Source organism: Streptomyces sp. NPDC059037, assembly GCF_042740015.1.
Taxonomy (GTDB): Bacteria; Actinomycetota; Actinomycetes; order Streptomycetales; family Streptomycetaceae; genus Streptomyces.
In genome coordinates this window covers 1-17,604 of record NZ_JBHYIG010000204.1, presented here as the reverse complement: position 1 = coordinate 17,604, position 17,604 = coordinate 1, and the positions used below count along the sequence as shown (strand labels likewise).

The window sequence follows — 17,604 nt, the reverse complement described above, 5'->3', positions numbered from 1 at the left end:
GATGTGTATACGAGACCGGGTCAGGGATGGGCGGCGGCCGCCCACCCCCACCGCATGAACCCGACCGCCCCGCCGCGGACAAAGCCATCCGCCGCTCCCGCCCGTCCTCAGAAACCACTGTCCTGACCGGAGAGCTGATGATGCCCTTACTGAGCAGCCGCCACAGCTGGCGGGTGAGCGGCAGCGAATCACCGCTGCCTGATCTGGTACCGCGCCAGGTGGATATCGTCCGCCTCAGCTGGGGTCTGGGCATGGCCGCACTCGACGTGATGATCGATAACGGAAGGCCGGTCGGGCCGCTGCTGTGCTGCACCACCCACCAACGACTGCTCGTGCCGGTCACGGACGGGACGGTCTCCTGGTGGCGTGCACCGCACTCCGAGTTTCAGTGTGGCCGAGGGCGATTGCTGCAGTGCTCCACCCAGGGACCCGAGGGCGTCTGTCAGGGCCGACGGTTCTGGCTCGTCCCGCCTGAGCCCCGCGTCTATGCGACCACCGACCCACAAGACCTGTACGACCTCCTGGGACGGGCTCGCATGCATCTGCGGCACGTCGCCCCGCAGCCGATGCAGACCGACACACGCGCGGTGTGCCATGTCTGATCACAGCGAAGAGGAAGACTTCCACGGATCTCCGGACACGACGCAGCTACAACAACTCGTCGAGCAGACCCTTGCGTGGGATCTTCGCAGCTCGGAGGGCGTACCGGGGGTGGATCACACTCTGGGCGTGATCGAGGACATCCGCGAGCAGGCTTCGCTGCTCAGTGCCGTGCTGCACGCCGCTGTTGAACGGATGCCGCAGGACTCCGATTTGTGCCGGCGCGTGCAGGCGACGCTTAGTGAAGCGCGCGGGCGGCTCACGGACGGGATCCCACGCGACCAGCGCCGTGCCGCCGAACGGGCCCAGAACCTGGCTCGTCTGGGCCAGGCCCTCCTCCAGGCCGTGCACCTGGTCGAACACGAGGCGCCCGACAGCCTGAGCCCGCCCCCACGTACCTAGCCCCTCAGACCGGTTCCTCCAGCATCGTGAACTCCGTGCCCCGCACGGACGCCTCGAGGCGCATCGCGGGAGGAAGCGGTGACTCCCGTACCTAAAGGCCCGTGCGGGAGACGCCGAGCAGGTGGTGAGCGGCGGCCGCCCATACCTGCTATCTCGCAGACCTTCTGCCCCGACGCACGTCCCGTACCCGACCCCAACTTTCGAGACAGGCCACACCGATGTGTCCGCACAAGCCCCCGTGCCCCACTGCCGACTCTCCCGATCGGGAAGCCGCTCTTCCGGCCCCTCGCCCTGGGACCTTTCTGATGTTCGACCCGACCAGGAACCTGAGATGACCACTAGGCCCGCTGTTTCCCTTACCTCGACGCAGAAGGAGATCGCTCTCTGGCTTGTCGACGGCACCTTCGACAAGTTCGCCGCGCACAGGCACCGCTCCCCCGTCACGATCCGGGGCCATCTGTCCCGTGTGCGAATCCGAATGGCAGCGCCCGGGTCCTCACGCGCGGTTCTGGTGCACGTGCTGTTGTCCGCCGGTCAGGTGCCGCCGCCTACCCCCAACAAGCCTGCCCCCGACTTCACCGATGCCGACCAGATGCTTATGCGCGCACTCGCCCAGCACTCCCGGGCGACAACGATTGCCGAGGTGTGCGGTCTGCCCCTGAGGGGCTTGCGGAACCGCATCGATGAGCTGTGTACCAAGGCCGGTGCCGCTGATCCCGCCCACCTGGTGGCCCTGGGACACTCCTGGCAGGTCCTGGCGCCCGCTCCGATGACCGCCGAGCCCACCAGCGGAGCGACGCAGTGAGCGGCATCCACAGGTCGCCGCAGCACGATGCAGCAGGAGCGGCACCAGCGCCGGCACCGTCTTGGCCCAGGACTCCCCCCTCCGCCTACGTGATGCGTCCCGTACGCACCGCGGCCGCCCGCGCCGAGGTGGAAGCGCTGATGGAGGACCGCCGACAGTGGCAGGCCAAGCTCGGCTACACCGATGCCCGCCAACACTGCCCGGATTCGGACACCGACGAGGTGGGCCTCTACGAGGACGACGTCCTGGTCGGCTACATGCGTCTGCACCACCGGCCGGTCCTGGAGCACTGGGGCCCCCTCGGCGGAGAGCCATGCGTACTGATCTCCCACGCCCACAGCGTCCCGGGCCGGCAAGAGGGCATCGGCCAGCTGATGACGCTGTGGGCCGCCGACTTCGCCGCCCGCATCGGTTGCACCTGGGTGCGCTGCGAGGTACGGGAGCCGAAGCCGGGAACTGCTACTGCTCCCGTACCCGGACGTCTGAGCGCCTACCTCCAGGACCAATGCGGTTGGCAGCAGGTGCAGTTGCGCACCCTGACCAGCTTCGAGCGCCTGTCCCACCTGCAGGTCAGAGCCCAGGCACGGCCCGGGCTCACACCGATGATCCGTACTGACGTCGCGGTGCCCTTCCAGTGTCTGCCGGTCGAGGGTGAGGCGGATCATGGCTGAGACCTCTATCCGCGGGCACGCCCGCCGGCGGCGCCCGCAGAAGGCGGACCGTCGCGTCGCCGCGCCGCGGACGCTGCGCCGACGGCTGCACTGGATCGCGATCCTGCCTGCCCTGGTGACGCTGCCGATGATGCTGGCAGCCCTGTATCTGACACGAGGTCCTGCCAGTCATCTGTCATACGGCTGGGTGATCTGGGTCGCAGTGACCAGCGCGTGTGCCGTCGCCTCCGCGGCGGCGTGGTCGATGAGCACCGCCACGGCAGCCGCGCTCCAGCGGCAGGCCGCTGCTGACTCCCACCAGGTCCAGGCACTCCAGCAGCGGGTTTCCAGTGACGCGTTGTGGGCGGCTCAGTTGCGCGAGGGGCTGTCCCTGGCATTGAAGGACATCCAAACCTGCATGGACCAGATGCGCCGCGGAGAGCGGCCGCAGATCCGTGCCGTGCCCGATGCGAATCCCGGCGATCATCCGCTGCCCCAACTCGCCTGCGCCTGGGACGGGTTCGTGCACGAGGTCCAAGTCATGATCACCGAAAGCGCGGCCGATCAAGACAGAGCCGCTCTGCTGGTGCTCGGACGCCGCATGCTGAAGCTGGCAAACCAGACCATCAGCGAGTGCGATGCCCTGGAACGCAGCACCGAGGACCCTGAGGTGTTGCGCGGGCTCTTCGCCTTGGACCACAAGGCCACGCGTAAACGCCGGTTCGCCGAAAGCCTGATCATCCTGGGCGGCGGCGCGCTTCGGGAACCGAGTGAGCCGTCCGCTGCGTCGCTGGTCCTGCAGCATGCGATCCAGGAGGTCGAGGGCTACCGCCGTGTCGAGATGATCACGCCGGTCGACGCCCTCATCCGAGGCCGCATCACCGTCGCCCTGGCACACCTGCTGGCCGAACTCATCGACAACGGCCTCAACTTCTCCTCTCCCGAGCAGCAGGTGAAGGTGCGCCTGGCGCAGGCCCCGGCCGGGATCGCCGTCGAGATCGAAGACCGCGGCAGCCCCGCTATTCCCTCCGACACCCTGAAGCACTTGAATCAGTTGCTGGCAAAGCCCACGTCACGCCACATCAGCGAGTACGCCCGAGACGGACGCACAGGCATCTGGGTCGTCTCCAAACTCGCCAACCGCTACGGCCTGCACGTGCATCTGGAGGTCAACGTCTACGGGGCCACCACCGCCGTCGTCGTAGTCCCCCTCCACCTTCTCGCCGACGGCGACGAACTCCCGGCAGATGGCCGCGCCTCCTCCCCTGCGACACCAATGCGACAACCCGCGCTCTCCAGCGCCGCCGCTGACACGACAGGGGAGACACCGGCGGAAAGAACTCTGGCGCTTCCCATCGTCCAAGCCCCAGCTGAGACGGCGGCCACCGCAGCCCACACGGACCCTCCAGCACCACTGCCGCGACGGCGCGCTCCACAACGCGGCACTCCACGACCGGCGGACAGCAGCCGGGCCCCGGCACCAACCGCGTCTGCCCGCGCTCCGCTGCCGGCCCGCGATCCCGCGCTGTCCTACCGCCATCCTCAGCTGCGGGATCAGCAACAACGCCCGGCCGCCTTCCGAAGGAGCGCACCTGATCCTGGTGTGCTGCGTGCCTTCACCCAAGGAACCGACCGGGCTGTCCACCACCAGCCCGTTGCCCCGGACACCGCCTCCCGCCCGACCAGCCCCACCGACTCCAAGGATGAGCATGACCACCCCCACCGCTCCTGACATCGACTGGCTCCTGCAGACCTTCGCGACGAACACCAGCGGTGTACGCGCCACGCTGGTGACCTCCCACGACGGGCTGCTGATCAGCCAGGTGAATCTCGCCGAGAACGCTTCGGAGGTCGCCGACGTCCTCAGCGCCCTCGCCAGCGGGGTGTACTCCCTGGCCAAGGCCGCGGCCAACACGCTCCAGACCGAGAGCGGGGTGGACCAAACCCTCTTCCAGATGGGGAACACCAACCTGGTGATCATGGAAGCGGGCGAGGGAGCGCTGTTGACCGTGGTCAGCGAGCCGGGGGCGGATATGGGGCAGCTCGGCTACGAAATGCTGCTGCTGACCAGGCAGATGCCCCAGAACTTGACGGTACCCCCGCGTCTGACATGAGCGGGCTTACGGCCATGCCCGGCGGCGGGGACGGCCTGGGCCAGGTGCGCCCCTACGTTCTGGTCCAGGGGCGTTCCGAGCCGTCCCGGCAGCTCGACCGGACGGCCTTGGTCACCGCCAGCCGCGGCGCCCCTCAGAAGCCACCACAGCCGCACTACCTACAGATCCTCGACACCTGTCGTGACAGCGCCTGCTCCCTCTCACAGATCGCCGGCACGATCGGCCAACCGCTCCAAGTCGTCAAGATCATGGTCTGCGACTTGATGGATGACGGCTATCTCGTCACCCCCATGCCACCCGGCCTGCGCGATCCATCCGGTGCAGGCACCGACCGACGCATCATGGAGGACGTCCTCAATGGCCTACGACACCTGCCCTGACACCGGGACGCGCATGGCGGTGGCAGTGAAGGTCGTCATCGCCGGTGGCTTCGGCGTCGGCAAGACGACGCTGGTCGGCGCCCTGAGCGAGATCAAGGTGCTGCGCACCGAGGAAGTGATGTCCGTCGCCGGTCAGGGCATCGACCACCTGACCGGAACCGAGCCGAAGACCACCACCACCGTCGCCATGGACTTCGGACGCATCACGCTGCCCGTGGAAAGGGCAGAATTCGGCAAATACGACGTGCAGGTGATGCTGTTCGGCACGCCTGGCCAGGACCGATTCTGGTTCATGTGGGACGACCTGACCCGCGGCGCGCTCGGGGCGATCGTTCTGGCCGACACCCGACGGCTGAAGGACTGCTTCCCCGCCGTGGAGTACTTCGAAGAAGGGAACATTCCCTTCCTCGTCGCCGTCAACCGCTTCGACGGAGCCGAGGCCTACCCCGAAGCCGAAGTGCAGCAGGCACTGGGACTCAACCCGACCGTCCCGCTGCTGGCCTGCGACGCCCGACGAACAGACTCGGCCCGCCACGTGCTGATCAAGCTCGTTGAGCACGCCTACGAACAGGCCTGGGGACGTGACACGGACGTATGACCAGCACCCACCGACTTCTACCTGGAGAACCTGCATGCCCACATACAACAGCCAGACCGGCCACCACGATCTGCCCGTCGACACCGAACTCCCGGCGCGTCTTGCCCTGCTGGAGGAACTCGGGCTGAACGACCGGCGCCCGATGGCCGAGATGGACGCGCTCGCCGACCGTTTTGCCATCGCCACCAGCGATCTGAAGGGCGGGCAGGTCTTCACTGGAATCATCAACATCATCACGCACGATCAATTCTTCGCCGGGCTGTCCACACCCCGTGCCGCAGGCGGCCACAGCACCGGAGAGGCCTCCGCCGCCCACACCGAGCGCACGATGTCCCGCTCCGAAGGCTGGTGCGTCTACACCCTGGACCGACGCTTGGCTTTCACGCTGGACGACGTCCGGGACTGGCCGCGCAGCGTCGGCAATGGCGCCATGCACAAGCTGGGCGTCAAGACCTATCTGGGGGCACCGATGATCCACCCGTCCACGGGGATCAGCCTCGGTACGGCCTGCGTCATCGGCAGGCAAGTCACGAAGTGGGACACAAAGGCCGTCGACCTGAGCAAGCTCATTGCGGCGGAAGCCGTCGGACAGCTCATGTCGCTCTCAGCCCGCAGAGCACTGATCTGATCTGCCACCGCCCCCGCTGCCAGGGAGGGGAAACAGTGATGTCCGAGGTCGAGCCGTATCTGAGCGAGGAGCAGAAGCGTCTGCGGGCACTGGCCCGTGATTTCGCCCGGGAGGAGATCGCACCGCTCACCGCGCGGATGGAAGAGGCCGGCACGCACGTCGACCGCATCATCCCCGCCCTTCTGGCGAAGCAGGGTTGGACCGGTGTGCTCGTCCCCGAAGAGCCATACCGCGGGATGGGCGCCGGGCACGTTGCCAAGATGCTCCTGATCCAGGAGCTGTCCTACTGGAGCGGCGCGGCCGGCGCCATGTACCAGGCCTCCCTCATCCCGGCCTTCGCCCTGCAGGTGCTGGGCAGCCCCGAACAGCGGGCGCAGTGGCTGCCGCAGATCGCCGCCGGACTCTGGATGACCATCGCCGTCACAGAACCTGACGCAGGCAGCGACATCCTCGGCATGACCAGCACCGCCGTTCCCCAAAGCGAGGGTTCCTGGGTGCTGAACGGCCACAAGCAATTCATCGGCAACAGCCACATCGCCGGGCTGCACCTGGTCGTCGCCCGCACCGGCAAACCCGGCAGCCGGGACAAAGACGCGCTGTCGGCGTTCCTCGTCGAAGCCGACCGCGACGGAGTCACCCTGGAGCTGCCCTCCTACGTCGGTCTGCATGGCTTCAGCGCCGGCACTCTCCTCCTGGACAACGTCCGTGTACCGGCCGCCAACCTGCTGGGCGAGGAAGGTGAGGGCATGGCCGCCGCGTACGGCGCCTCGGTGGTGTGCGGGCGTCCCAACCTGGCCGCGGTCGCGCTCGGCCTGCACCAGCGACTGCTCGACGACACCGTCACCTTCGTCACCACCCGCCCACGCCGCGGCGGTCACCTCTCCGACAACGCCGTCGTCCGCAACCGCGTCGCCGAGATCCGCCACGAGCTCATCACCTCCGAACTCGCCGTCTACCACGCCTCGGCCCTGCTCGACCGCTCGGTGCCGTGCGACACCGCGCTGCTCCACGCCAAACTCACGGCAAAACGGGCCGCAGAAGCCGCAGCGCAGCAGGCCGCCGACCTCTTCGGCGGCTACGCGACCCGCACCGACTACCCCTTCGCCCGCCTTGACCGCGACATCCGCCATATCGCCGCGCCCGCAGGCCCCGACGACATCCAGCTCCACCACCTGGGCAAAGCCACCCTCAGCAGCGAACGCAACCAGTGGTCACAGCTCTTCACCGCACCCTCCACCACACAGGCCAACAGCGTCGCCTGACCCGCTTCCAAGGACACACCCCATGGACCACGAACACGCCGCGGGCATCCCCGCGGATCACTCGCCCAACCCACCGGACAGTGACGCGAAGGCCGATAGCCTCAGTGCTCTTTTGGCCGGTGATTACCCGCTGCGTCCGAGTCAGGACCCGACGCGTGTCTCCGCCGATCTCGACACCCTGCGTATCCATTACATGGGCGACCTGCTCAAAGACCTCACGCAGGAACCCACTGTCACTCTCATTCCCTACGTGGTTGCAGCCCCCGGTGAGAAGCGGCGCGAGGCGCTGGAGCAGCTGCGCCGGTGTGCCAGCCAGATGCCTGGCTGGCATGTGACGGAGCGCTCCTACTCTGACGACGACGCCGCCGTATGGCGCTCCAGTGAGCAGCGGCATGGCCTGGCGGCAGCCTGCCGCTATGCAGTGATCGGCCCTGCCCACGGTCTCCTCGTCATGGGACGGTCCGCGATGCCGCTGGACAACTTCGAGTACCAGCGCATCCTCCGCTACTTCCACCAGCACCAGTGCTTCGTCGCTTTCGCGTCAGAGTTGGCTGCAGGGTGAGCGGGCCGACACACGGGAGCAGCAGCGCGGGCCTGAGCACATCCACGTTGCCCGCGGCTGATGACTGGGACGAGTGGCACAGGGCCCGCGTCGCCGTATGTGATCGCGGCGGCCGTCGTGGTGTGGACCGCAGGAGTCGTCGCGTACGGGTCCACGCAGAGAACCGTGTGCCACAGCCGGTGCAGCGAGGAGTACCAAGGGCGTCTTCAGTCGGTCAGCAACTGGATCACGTTCGCCCCATGCGCAGTGGCCGTGCTGACCGCCGGCCAGCTCGTCGAGCTGATTGGCCTGCGCCCCGCCATGGCCTTCGCTGCCGTCACGGCGGTGAGCGCCTTCGTACTGGTTCACTCTCCCGCCCGTCACCTGCGCGTCATGCCGAGCAGAACCATGGCGCGGGCGTAGAAGGGGGTCGGGCGGTCAACTGGCTATTGTGCAGGCGCATTTGCCAGGCATATAGGGCAGAGAGTCCAGCGCCTTCTCTCTGGGCCTCCCCCGCGGTATCCCTCCCGGTCCAGCTCCTCCAACCGCGCAGGCCGGGACGCGCTCGCCCCTCCACGACCAACCTACGAACAGAGAGCAAGCACGTGACGACCTCCACTCACGACAACGGGATCACCTTCGTGTTCTGCAATATCAGGAAGGGCGAGCGTGTCGACGCGGCCTGCGACTGGATCCGCGAACAGAAGCCGCATGTGGTGCTCTGGCAGGAGATGCAGGCCTGCGACCTGCTCCATGTCCAGACCCGCCTCGAGATGCACGGCTACCCGGCGGCGAAGACCTCAGCATCCGGGAACGACAATGTCATCTTCCTCCACGACGACGGCTTGTTCGCAGTCACCCAGGAACACCCGCACTCGTGGGCTGGGTGGCACGCGCCGGCGAACGTGTCGGTCAAGATGCGCAACGCCGACGGGCAGCTCAGCCCCCGCTCGCTGAGCCTGGTCTCCGAGCATTCCTGCTACTGGTCGGCCAGCAGGCGTATGGACGAGGCGAATTGGTACACCACCTTGGCCAAGGACGGGTGGCTGGCGATTGCCGCGGGCGACTGGAACGGATATGCCCAGGGCGAGGGTCCAACCGCGCAGGACTGGGAGAGGGTCGAGGACCGAGCGTTCTTCGTCAACCGGACCTGGCTGGCCGAGGACGGCAGCCGCCGTACCGACGACCGTGGGGACCGGATCCTGACGGCGGCTGGCTTCGTCGACGCCGCACGGTGGGCGGCCGACCGCCTCGGCCTGACCGACTTGCTCCACAGCACCGTGGACACCAGCAACCAGGGCAACCCGGATGGCCCGCAGCATCCACACGGTGTCCCCGCCCCGCACCGGGATGCACAGTCATGACGGCGTCGCACGTGGCTGGTCCGGGACGATCGGGCACCCCGCACACGCACGGCGAACACCGCCCGGGACCGCCTTCGCAGCCTCCACCCTGCCCGGTCCGCACCGACGAGGTGCTCGGCGCCACCGTGGACGATCCGGTCACCGCGCGGACGGCCATGGTGGCGCGGCTGGAAGGGGAAGGGGCGCTCGGGAGAGGCCGCGTGCGAGACGCTCTGCTGGCGCTGCCGTGCGAGGTGCTGATGCCGCAGGCCTACGTACGGCGCAGCGCCCCCGGTGAGCGGCCGCCGAAGTGGGATCTGCTGGACTGGACGGAACCGCAGGACCGCAGGGAACTGCTTTCCGTGCTGTACGGCGGGGCCAGCGTAGGGATCCAGCGCGACGGGGAGCCAATCCTGGGTCGGGCTCGCGGCACCGGTTTGACCGGGTCGATCACCTCAGCTTCCCCCGGGATGGGCTTAACCGCCTCCCTGCTCCAGGAGCTGGATCTCCACCCCGGACAGAGGGTGCTGGACATCGGGACGGGTGCGGGGGTGACCGCCGCGGTGGCCAGTCACGTCTGTGGCCACTCGGGCGTGGTCACTCTCGCCCGGGACTCCCATATGGCGGACGCCGCCGGGGCCCGCCTAGCCGAACTCGGCTACTGGCCCACCGTGGTGAACGGCCATGGCGAGCAGGGCTGTCCTGCCGCTGCGCCCTACGACCGGATCTACGTGTCATGCGCGGGGCCGCGCGTGCCGGACGCGCTGGTCGAACAGCTTGCTCCGGGAGGCCGTTTGCTGGTTCCCGTCGCCACGGCGTCACCGTCGCGGCCGGGGCTTGCCGTCGTCACGCGGACTGCGAACGGCAAGGTCACGGCGGAGTTGCGAGCCGCAGACGTCGCCCACCATGCCGGGCACAGCACGAAGCGGAGTCTGCTCACGCCGGAGTTCCGCGACCGGATGGCTACCGAGTCGGGTGACTGGACGCAGCGGAGCCGTCTGGCCCCGCCTGGGGACACGGCACATGGCTTGTGGCTGGCAGTCGACCACCTGCTGGGCGGGCTGGAGCAGTACTTCGACGACGAGCAGCTGCTGGTCGGCGCCCCCGCTTGTGGATCGTGGATGCTCGTGCGGCCCGATGGCTATCACCGGTGGGCCGTCACCACCTCCGGCCCCCGCGACATCTGGAAGGAGATCCAGAGTGTCGCTACCCGGTGGCGAGCTGCCGGCCGCCCATCCGTCTACCGGCTGCACGTCGACGGGCATGAGCAGTGGGTCAGCGGCGGCTCGGGCGAAATCGAGCTGTCCTGGCAGCTCCCCCTCCCGGACACGTCGCCCGTCACCGAGACCCCGTGAGCGTGGGTCGAGGACTCCCCCGGGGCGGTACGCCGTGGCCGCACGGCAGAGTCGGCCCCGCCCCGTGCAGCGGGAGCACGGCAGTCGTACGGCCGCGTCCGGCCGCCCTCGCGGGCGCTCCCCAGGAAGTGTTGGCTGTCCGACGCTGTCGGATCCCCACAGGCTGTCCGCCTGCCGGGGCCGTGCCTGTCGGCCGTTTCCCGGCTGGTGCTCAAGCCGCCCCATTTCCGGATCAGCAGGCAGCGCTCCCCGCAGTCGGCCAGAGGGCGGTCGCCGGACATCCAGCACTGCCCCAGCAGGGGCGGCCTCGACACACCCATACGGAAGGACGGAGGGATGGCTCCGGGCCAGTCACCGGTGGCCGAAGCAGCATGACCTTCACGGGAGTTCCCATGGACGGCGGTTGGTGCGCTGCCCAGCGCGCCGTCGCTGGCCGCTACCGCCTGGACGTCTCAGCGCTCGGAGAGGAAGGGCTCGTCGCAACCCGGGCCGTCGATGGGCAAACCGGCTGCGAGGTGCTGCTGCAGCGCATCCCGCTGCCGGAGGTCGTTGAAGCAGAGGTCACCGGCACACCCCTGCGCACGGCAGGGCCGAACGGCGGACCGCAGGACGCGGATGGCGCGAGGTTGCTTCGGTCCGCCCTGTCGGCAGCCGCCGCCGTGACACGCCTGCGTGATCATCAGCGGCGAGACCAGCTCTTCGACGCGATCGTCGAGGAAGACAAGGACTCGCTGTGGATCGTCAGCGAACCCCTCGCCGGTGCACGCCCTCTGTCCGCGCTGCTTACCGAAGGGACACTGCGGCCCTATCGGGCCGCCGAGATCGCTGCCGACGTCCTGGCCGCGCTGAACGACCTGCACAGCCAAGGCCGGATACATGGGCATGTGACTGCCAGCACCGTAATGATCTGTAAGAACGGACAGGCGATGCTCACCGGCCTCGCCCAGGGCGCGGTACAGGATGCTCTGTGCGGCTACTCCCCCGCGCCCTGGACAGATTCAACCCCCCAGAAGATCCGGACTGAGACGGGCAGTTCCGCCGTGGAGTCAAAGCACCCGGCACGGCCCACAGAGGCCAGGCCCGCCTCACCGACGACTACGCTGCGCGTCACCGCAGGATTCTCCCGAGCGATGAAAGCCGATGCCCAGCGTCAGCCGCCCTCCGCCGCCCACGCGGACATGGCCGGCGGAGGCCACGATGCCTCGCCGATGGTCAGAGCCGCCTCTGTCCGGCCAGCACGGTGGAGTGGGCCGCTGACGCCGCTGGCCGCCGAGCGGGCCCGTCAGGTGCGGATCGCGATGGTCGGGGCAGTCGTCGAGCGCTGGGCCCCGGAGCAGGCCGCGCCCATCGCGCCCACTTCGATGCCCGTTCCGGTCGGCCCGGCCGCCGACCTGTGGGCCTTGGGTGCCCTGCTGTTCCGGGCGGTCGAAGGGTTCCCGCCCTACCCGGAGGACGACGCGTCCGAGCTGGTGGAATTGGTCTGCACTGAGCCGGCCGCCTTCGCCGAGAACTGCGGACCGCTTCGCCCCGTGGTCGAGTCCCTGTTGCGCCAGGACCCGCTGCAGCGCCCAGCGGTTGCGGAGCTCTACGGGTGGCTGCGTTCCCTGACCCGCAGCGCACCCGAATGCCCCGCTGCTGCCATGGCGCCCGTCCCATCCGGCCCTCCAGCCGCGCGGCTCCCCGTGCTCCGCTTCCGGCGGCAGTTGACGCGCCCCCGAAGGGCGCCCGCCCCTCCCCTGAGTGGGCGCCACCGCCGGGCCGGGGCCGCTGGCCCCCGGCCCGGCAAGCGGATACTTCTCGCGGTGGCTGCCCTGTCCTTGACCGGCTTGGGGGGCTATGCGGCGATAGCCATCCCCTGGGAACGCTTCTCGGGTGCGGAGGCCACGGTCTCCGACCCCCCACCTGCCGACACGGCCCGACCGCCCGCTCCGGCGCCCCGCAGCACCTCTCCGGCGCCGGCCGTGGGCTACACGACGCGTAGGGACACGGCCGGGTTCGAGATCGCTGTCGCGGCGGGCTGGAAGCGCCACGACGGAGCGGACCGCCATCAAGTGCGTTATGCCCGCGGGGACTTCACGCTCCTCGTCGTGCCCGGACGCGACAGTGTCCGCGACCATGGACGTGATCCCCTCGCATACCAGAAGACAGTGGAACCAGAGCTCGCCCCCTACCGGGCTGATCCCGAGGGCGTGGCTGAGGGCGTGCGCCGGGTCGATATCGGCCAGGACACCTCCATGGCCGAGGGCCAGTACACATGGACGAGCTCCCCCCGTGGCCCTGTCTATGCCCGCAACCAAGCACTGATCATCAATGGGAAGTTCCACATCATCATGGCCATGGGGCCTGCCGACCAGCGGGTACGCGTGACGGACATCTACGAACAGGCCATCCGTTCCTACCAGGTCACGCCGCAAGCCCGCGGCGGTCAACCGCTTGGGCCACAAGGGCCCTCTCTGGGGCGGAAGGTGTCCCGTTCCTGGCGGGCTCCCTCACCTGCCGAACCGCGCCGCAGTCGTCGAGATCCCGAACCGTCCGCGCCCCACAGCCACCGGCAGGAAGGCGATAGCCATGCACAGTGAGACCGAACCCAACACGCCGTGGCGGAAGATGCCGGCTCCGGTTCCGAAGAAGGCGGCCTACGAAATCTCGGTGGCCGGGCCCGTGGCCCACCAGATCAGCGACACCCACGACATCCAACTCGGCCTGGCCGCCCGGCTGATACGGCCGATGCTCCACGATCTGATCACCAACGGCACCTGGTTCAAAGCCCACGGGGAGTACATGCTGCAGGACCGGGACTGCCACACCTTCTACTGGTCGAACGAATTGTCCCACGTCCGCCTCTACCAGGGCGGGCACTCGGACCGTCAGTGCACGCGCTCGTTCAAACCCGTGCGCGCTGGCGTCGGGTCCTGGTTCCCACACTTCAACGATCGGGTTCCGCCGCCCGACAGTGCCCGGCATATCTGGCGCGCGGTCCTACGCCGCGCCGCCGTACTGGACCTAACAGTGCTACGCCCCGCGCTCGACTACTACGCTCGCCTGCGCTTCCACTACGCAGGCCTCACCGCCGACAACCTCGCCACCCTGTTCTTCGCCATGGCCGACTCCGCCCCGCATGGTCCTGGAGCAGTGGACAAGAACAAGCTCCCAGCTCATCAGGGACCCGCACGGACTGCACTGGCAGATCGACCCGCCCACCGACCGCAGCCAGAAGCCGTGCGTCTCCGGCGTCCGACCGTCCCGCGGCCCATCCGCCGACCACTACTCCAGGCAGCGCGCAAGCAGGGCGGCCTCGTCCGCGTACCTCGCTTCCCGTCGCCGTTTCCCTTCGGCAGGCCAGCCGTGACGGTCAGCAAGCTGCGGGCCGCCTCGTCCAAGGGACCTTCCACGGCAGGACGCAATCCGCCAGGGCGCAACGTGCCGAAGGCACCACCCTCACCGTCCACTACCCCGAGCAGAGATGGGGACCCTGACGTTGCTCCGCGCCAAGTAGGCCGATGGAGCCCGCCTCGCGAGGAGCCGTCGCCAACCTCGGCATCCCACGCGCCAACGGAAATGGACAGCGGAGTCTTTCCTGCCTGGCCCACCAGCAGAGCCTGCGACGTGTTCGGACCCCCAAGCGTTTCCAGCCCCGCTCGCCACAACTACAGCAACGCCGACCCCGGCACAGCAGACCAGCATGACCAGATGGAGCAAGAACTCGTATGCCCCTCGATCTGAATGGCGTCGCGCTTCCCGCTGCGTCAATCACCACACCCGCTCCGCACCCAGCAGCCGTACTCGATGGGCGGGCACTGCTGAAGCATCACTCGGTCGGCTCCCTCCTCCTGACTGTGCATGATCTGCCCTGCCTTCAGGGTGGGTTGCTGGGCAGGCTGGCGAGAGCCACCGAACTCCCCGGCTCCACCGTCGTCCGCGACAGCTCGGGGGCGGTCAATGCGTCACGCACGGCGCAGGCAGTGAGCCACCCAGCAGTAACCGCCGGTCCCGCCGCAACAGCGAGGAGGCATCCGCGGTGACCACGGAAGCGGCGACCGTTTCGCGCGATGCTCCTCCTGCGTCACCACACACGGATGGCAAGTACGCCCCGCCGAGAGAGGACGGGGTGGTACGCAGAGATCTGCGCTACTACACCACGGCCGTGGTGGTCCGGGCTGTCGGCGTGGCGGTCACCTCGGTGGCCCTGCCCATGGTTGCGCTGATCGAACTCCGGGCCTCCGTAGTGGAGACGAGTGCCCTAGTGGCGGCGAGGACTGCGCCGTCTGTGGTGACTGCCCTGGTGGCTGGTGCTGTGGTGGACCGGTATCGGCGGCTGCCAGTGCTGCTCTGGGGCAGAACATGCGGCGCGGTCATCCTTGCTGCTGTTCCCCTCGCGGCGATGAAAGGCATGCTCTCCATGCCGCTTCTCTACGCCGTGGCCTTCCTGTTGGCAGCCGTCAATGACCTTTGCGGCACTGCGTCGGCCAGCTATCTACCGGTCCTGGTGGGAACGGAACTGACCTCTGTCAACGCTCGCGTGTGGGCACTGTGGGCGTGCGCCCAAACCGCGGGCAAGAACCTCGCCGTCGGGCTCGTCGCTCTCACTGGCACGGGGCGGGCGATCCTGGCCGACGTCGCCGCCTACCTGATCAGTGCCGCGTGCTTCGCCCGGATTCGGACAGCGGAGCCGAAGCCTCAATCGCGAGGGTGCAAGAGCACGATGCGGGCCGAGATCCGATCAGGCCTGAGGTACACCCGCACTGATCCGGTTGTATGGAGGCTGCTGCTCTGCACCACCGCGATGAACCTCGCGATGACGGCCTGGGACGCACTGCTTCTAGTGTTCCTTTTCCTGCATCTGCACTGGTCCCCCCTCACCGTGGGCGTGGTTCTGGGATGCGGTGGAATCGGCGGCGCGGTGGGAGCGCTAGCCGCGCCTTCGGGCCAACGGCGTTGTGGGGCTCGTCGGCTCATGCTCGGCGCGCTGGGGCTGCAGCCGCTCGCCATGCTGCCCGTGCTGATGGCAGGGCCGGGATCAGCGGGGCCCTATGTGATCGGAGCGGCAGTCGCGGTCTGGTCCGGAGCCACAAACGCATACGCGTCCACACAGCGAGCTGTGCGCCAGAGCCTGTGCATCCCGGCGTACCAAGGCCGTCAGCAGTCGGTGGCCACCTGGATCAGCGTCGCCCCGTGCACAGTAGCCGCGCTGGCCGCCGGTCAGCTCGGCGAGTTGATCGGTCTGCGGCCCGCCTTGGCCCTCGCCGCTGTCGCGTCCGTGAGCGGGTTCGTCCTGCTGGTCTGCTCCCCCGCCCATCTTTGGCACATCAATCTCGGCAAAAGCATTGCGAGGGCTTAGAGATGCAGCTGTTCGGCGATGAACTTCTCATCTCGCACGGCGTGTTGACCAGACATCCTGGGCATCGAGATCGGCGCCTCTGTACTGAGGGTCTCCAACAGGGCACATCTCCTCGGTACTGCACGCACGTCTGGGCCGAGCCGGGTACGTCCGTCCGAAAGCTGGAGCAAGGTGGGCCGTCCCCGCTCGATCGCAGGCTGCCCGCCGCTCTCAAGGACTGCACGGCGCCCGACACCAATGGACGGGCGGCTGATCAGTCGCCGGCCGACGAAACAGCGTGTCCAGCACGGAGGTTCTTGTGGACGGCGCTGCCCAGCGTGCCGTCGCTGGCCGCTATCAACTGCACGCCTCAACGCTCGGCGATGAAGGCCTTGTCCCGCAGCCGATACGGAGTCCGGCCGTGAGGTGATGCTTCACCGCAGACATCGCATCGGCACGCCCGTCTCGCAGGACCAGCCAACAACTCGCCTGATCGTCACGGCGCTCACCAACGTGTCGCAGATAGCACGGAGCGGACCCGTGGTTGGGTGGGACAAAGACGTCTTGAACGACATTAAGCAACTCGCTTCATGGTCCCGACTCGACTGTCCAGGCTGGTCCTGTTGCTGATAGTGCAGAGGTGTATGAGCGTTTAAGCAGGGGCACGCTTCCACGGCTGCAACGCTTCAGCGTGCATCAGGAAGTCACATTCAAGGGGTTTAGAGGCGGAACGCAGTTTTGCGAGAAATGTGGGAGGAACGGATCCACATGAGGGACTTTTCGATCTGACTCAATTATCATCGCCTTATGACGCGCCCACACATAGCGGAACAGTCGGCAAGTCACCTCATTCCCGTGCAGAGTCGTGCGCTAGACGTGCCGAACGTGCGCAACTTCCGAGACGCTGGAATCTCCTCGCTGAAGACTGGGCTCCTCTTCCGGTCAGGCTCACTCAACCGCCTCACCGACGCCGGGGCGGAACGTATCCGCGAACTCGACATCCGAACCGTGATCGACCTGCGCAGTGGCGCCGAGAACAACGTCTGGCCCGGCCAGAAGCATGGCCTGGACGTCACGTGGATCGCGCTGCCCGCGCTGCCGGACCGGGCTGGTCTTCAGCGGATGGGCCTGAGCGACTTCTCCGGGTTCGACGGTAAGGACTGGCCGTTGGACCCCACGAAGCTCTACCCGTTCATGGCGGTCTACGCAGGACCAGCCATCGCACGGCTGGTCAAGGAACTCAGCCGTCCAAAGGTCGCGCCGGTTGTCGTCCAGTGCGCCGTGGGCAAGGACCGGACAGGACTGGCCATGGCCCTGATCCAGTCACTGCTTGGCATGGCCTGGCCTGACGTCGTCGCAGACTTCGTCCAGTCGAACATCGAGCTTGCTCTCGTTGCCGGCCCCACGTCCTTCGTCGACGAAGCGGGGGTGACGCGGTACTCGCACCCCGTGTCCGAGGACCTTCTCCGATCCGCAATGGAGACCATGACCGCTGAGCACGGCAGCCTCACCGCCTACCTCCAAGCCCATGGAATGACGCCGGACGACCTCACGGCACTACGGTCCCTGCTGCTGCCCTGACAGAAGGTTGCCTGCGGGCCCCGCCGCC

The 17,604-nt window shown here is 67.9% G+C and carries 18 protein-coding genes; all 18 read left to right on the top strand.

The features are described 5' to 3' along the window. Window positions 1-602, top strand: a 602-nt coding sequence (locus tag ACFWY6_RS32225; RefSeq protein WP_384697902.1) for a hypothetical protein, incomplete at its 5' end; no start/stop codon positions are given. Beyond that, complete coding sequence (locus ACFWY6_RS32220) at window positions 595-1,002, top strand: DUF6415 family natural product biosynthesis protein (protein WP_384697899.1); 408 nt, start codon at window positions 595-597, stop codon at window positions 1,000-1,002. The genes ACFWY6_RS32225 and ACFWY6_RS32220, both read left to right, overlap by 8 nt. 331 nt (window positions 1,003-1,333) lie before the next feature. Beyond that, a complete protein-coding gene (locus tag ACFWY6_RS32215) occupies window positions 1,334-1,807 on the top strand; it encodes a hypothetical protein (protein WP_384697896.1) in 474 nt (157 codons plus the stop codon). 92 nt (window positions 1,808-1,899) lie between these two features. Next, entirely contained in the window at window positions 1,900-2,478 is a 579-nt protein-coding gene (locus tag ACFWY6_RS32210) for a hypothetical protein (protein ID WP_384697892.1), read from the top strand. Then, window positions 2,471-4,189, top strand: a complete 1,719-nt coding sequence (locus tag ACFWY6_RS32205) for an ATP-binding protein (protein WP_384697889.1) — start codon at window positions 2,471-2,473, stop codon at window positions 4,187-4,189. The genes ACFWY6_RS32210 and ACFWY6_RS32205 overlap by 8 nt, the downstream gene beginning before the upstream one ends. Then, on the top strand, window positions 4,167-4,571 hold the full coding sequence (locus ACFWY6_RS32200; RefSeq protein WP_384697887.1) for a roadblock/LC7 domain-containing protein: 405 nt from the start codon (window positions 4,167-4,169) through the stop codon (window positions 4,569-4,571). Before ACFWY6_RS32205 ends, ACFWY6_RS32200 begins: the two co-directional genes overlap by 23 nt. After that, window positions 4,568-4,951 carry a DUF742 domain-containing protein gene (locus tag ACFWY6_RS32195; RefSeq protein WP_384697884.1) on the top strand — a complete coding sequence of 128 codons (384 nt, stop codon included), beginning with the start codon at window positions 4,568-4,570 and terminating at the stop codon, window positions 4,949-4,951. The genes ACFWY6_RS32200 and ACFWY6_RS32195 overlap by 4 nt, the downstream gene beginning before the upstream one ends. Beyond that, complete coding sequence (locus tag ACFWY6_RS32190; RefSeq protein WP_384697882.1) at window positions 4,929-5,549, top strand: ATP/GTP-binding protein; 621 nt, start codon at window positions 4,929-4,931, stop codon at window positions 5,547-5,549. The genes ACFWY6_RS32195 and ACFWY6_RS32190 overlap by 23 nt, the downstream gene beginning before the upstream one ends. A 34-nt stretch (window positions 5,550-5,583) precedes the next feature. Beyond that, window positions 5,584-6,177 carry a GAF domain-containing protein gene (locus ACFWY6_RS32185; protein WP_384697880.1) on the top strand — a complete coding sequence of 198 codons (594 nt, stop codon included), beginning with the start codon at window positions 5,584-5,586 and terminating at the stop codon, window positions 6,175-6,177. A 38-nt stretch (window positions 6,178-6,215) separates the two neighbouring features. Next, window positions 6,216-7,439 (top strand): acyl-CoA dehydrogenase family protein, encoded by a 1,224-nt coding sequence (locus ACFWY6_RS32180; protein ID WP_384697877.1) that lies wholly within the window; start codon window positions 6,216-6,218, stop codon window positions 7,437-7,439. 22 nt (window positions 7,440-7,461) lie between these two features. Beyond that, window positions 7,462-8,001, top strand: a complete 540-nt coding sequence (locus tag ACFWY6_RS32175; protein WP_384697874.1) for a hypothetical protein — start codon at window positions 7,462-7,464, stop codon at window positions 7,999-8,001. Between the two features lie 60 nt (window positions 8,002-8,061). After that, window positions 8,062-8,403, top strand: coding sequence for a hypothetical protein (locus tag ACFWY6_RS32170; RefSeq protein ID WP_384697872.1), 342 nt, complete (start codon window positions 8,062-8,064; stop codon window positions 8,401-8,403). 182 nt (window positions 8,404-8,585) lie between these two features. Continuing rightward, window positions 8,586-9,344, top strand: a complete 759-nt coding sequence (locus ACFWY6_RS32165; RefSeq protein ID WP_384697870.1) for a hypothetical protein — start codon at window positions 8,586-8,588, stop codon at window positions 9,342-9,344. 125 nt (window positions 9,345-9,469) lie between these two features. Then, complete coding sequence (locus ACFWY6_RS32160) at window positions 9,470-10,678, top strand: protein-L-isoaspartate O-methyltransferase (RefSeq protein WP_384697867.1); 1,209 nt, start codon at window positions 9,470-9,472, stop codon at window positions 10,676-10,678. Window positions 10,679-11,049: 371 nt separating this feature from the next. Next, on the top strand, window positions 11,050-13,257 hold the full coding sequence (locus ACFWY6_RS32155) for a serine/threonine protein kinase (protein WP_384697864.1): 2,208 nt from the start codon (window positions 11,050-11,052) through the stop codon (window positions 13,255-13,257). Continuing rightward, window positions 13,247-14,401, top strand: a complete 1,155-nt coding sequence (locus ACFWY6_RS32150) for a hypothetical protein (RefSeq protein WP_384697861.1) — start codon at window positions 13,247-13,249, stop codon at window positions 14,399-14,401. Before ACFWY6_RS32155 ends, ACFWY6_RS32150 begins: the two co-directional genes overlap by 11 nt. Window positions 14,402-14,696: 295 nt before the next feature. After that, window positions 14,697-16,016, top strand: coding sequence for an MFS transporter (locus tag ACFWY6_RS32145; protein WP_384697858.1), 1,320 nt, complete (start codon window positions 14,697-14,699; stop codon window positions 16,014-16,016). Between the two features lie 864 nt (window positions 16,017-16,880). Beyond that, window positions 16,881-17,576, top strand: coding sequence for a tyrosine-protein phosphatase (locus tag ACFWY6_RS32140; protein WP_384697855.1), 696 nt, complete (start codon window positions 16,881-16,883; stop codon window positions 17,574-17,576). Window positions 17,577-17,604: the final 28 nt, after the last annotated feature.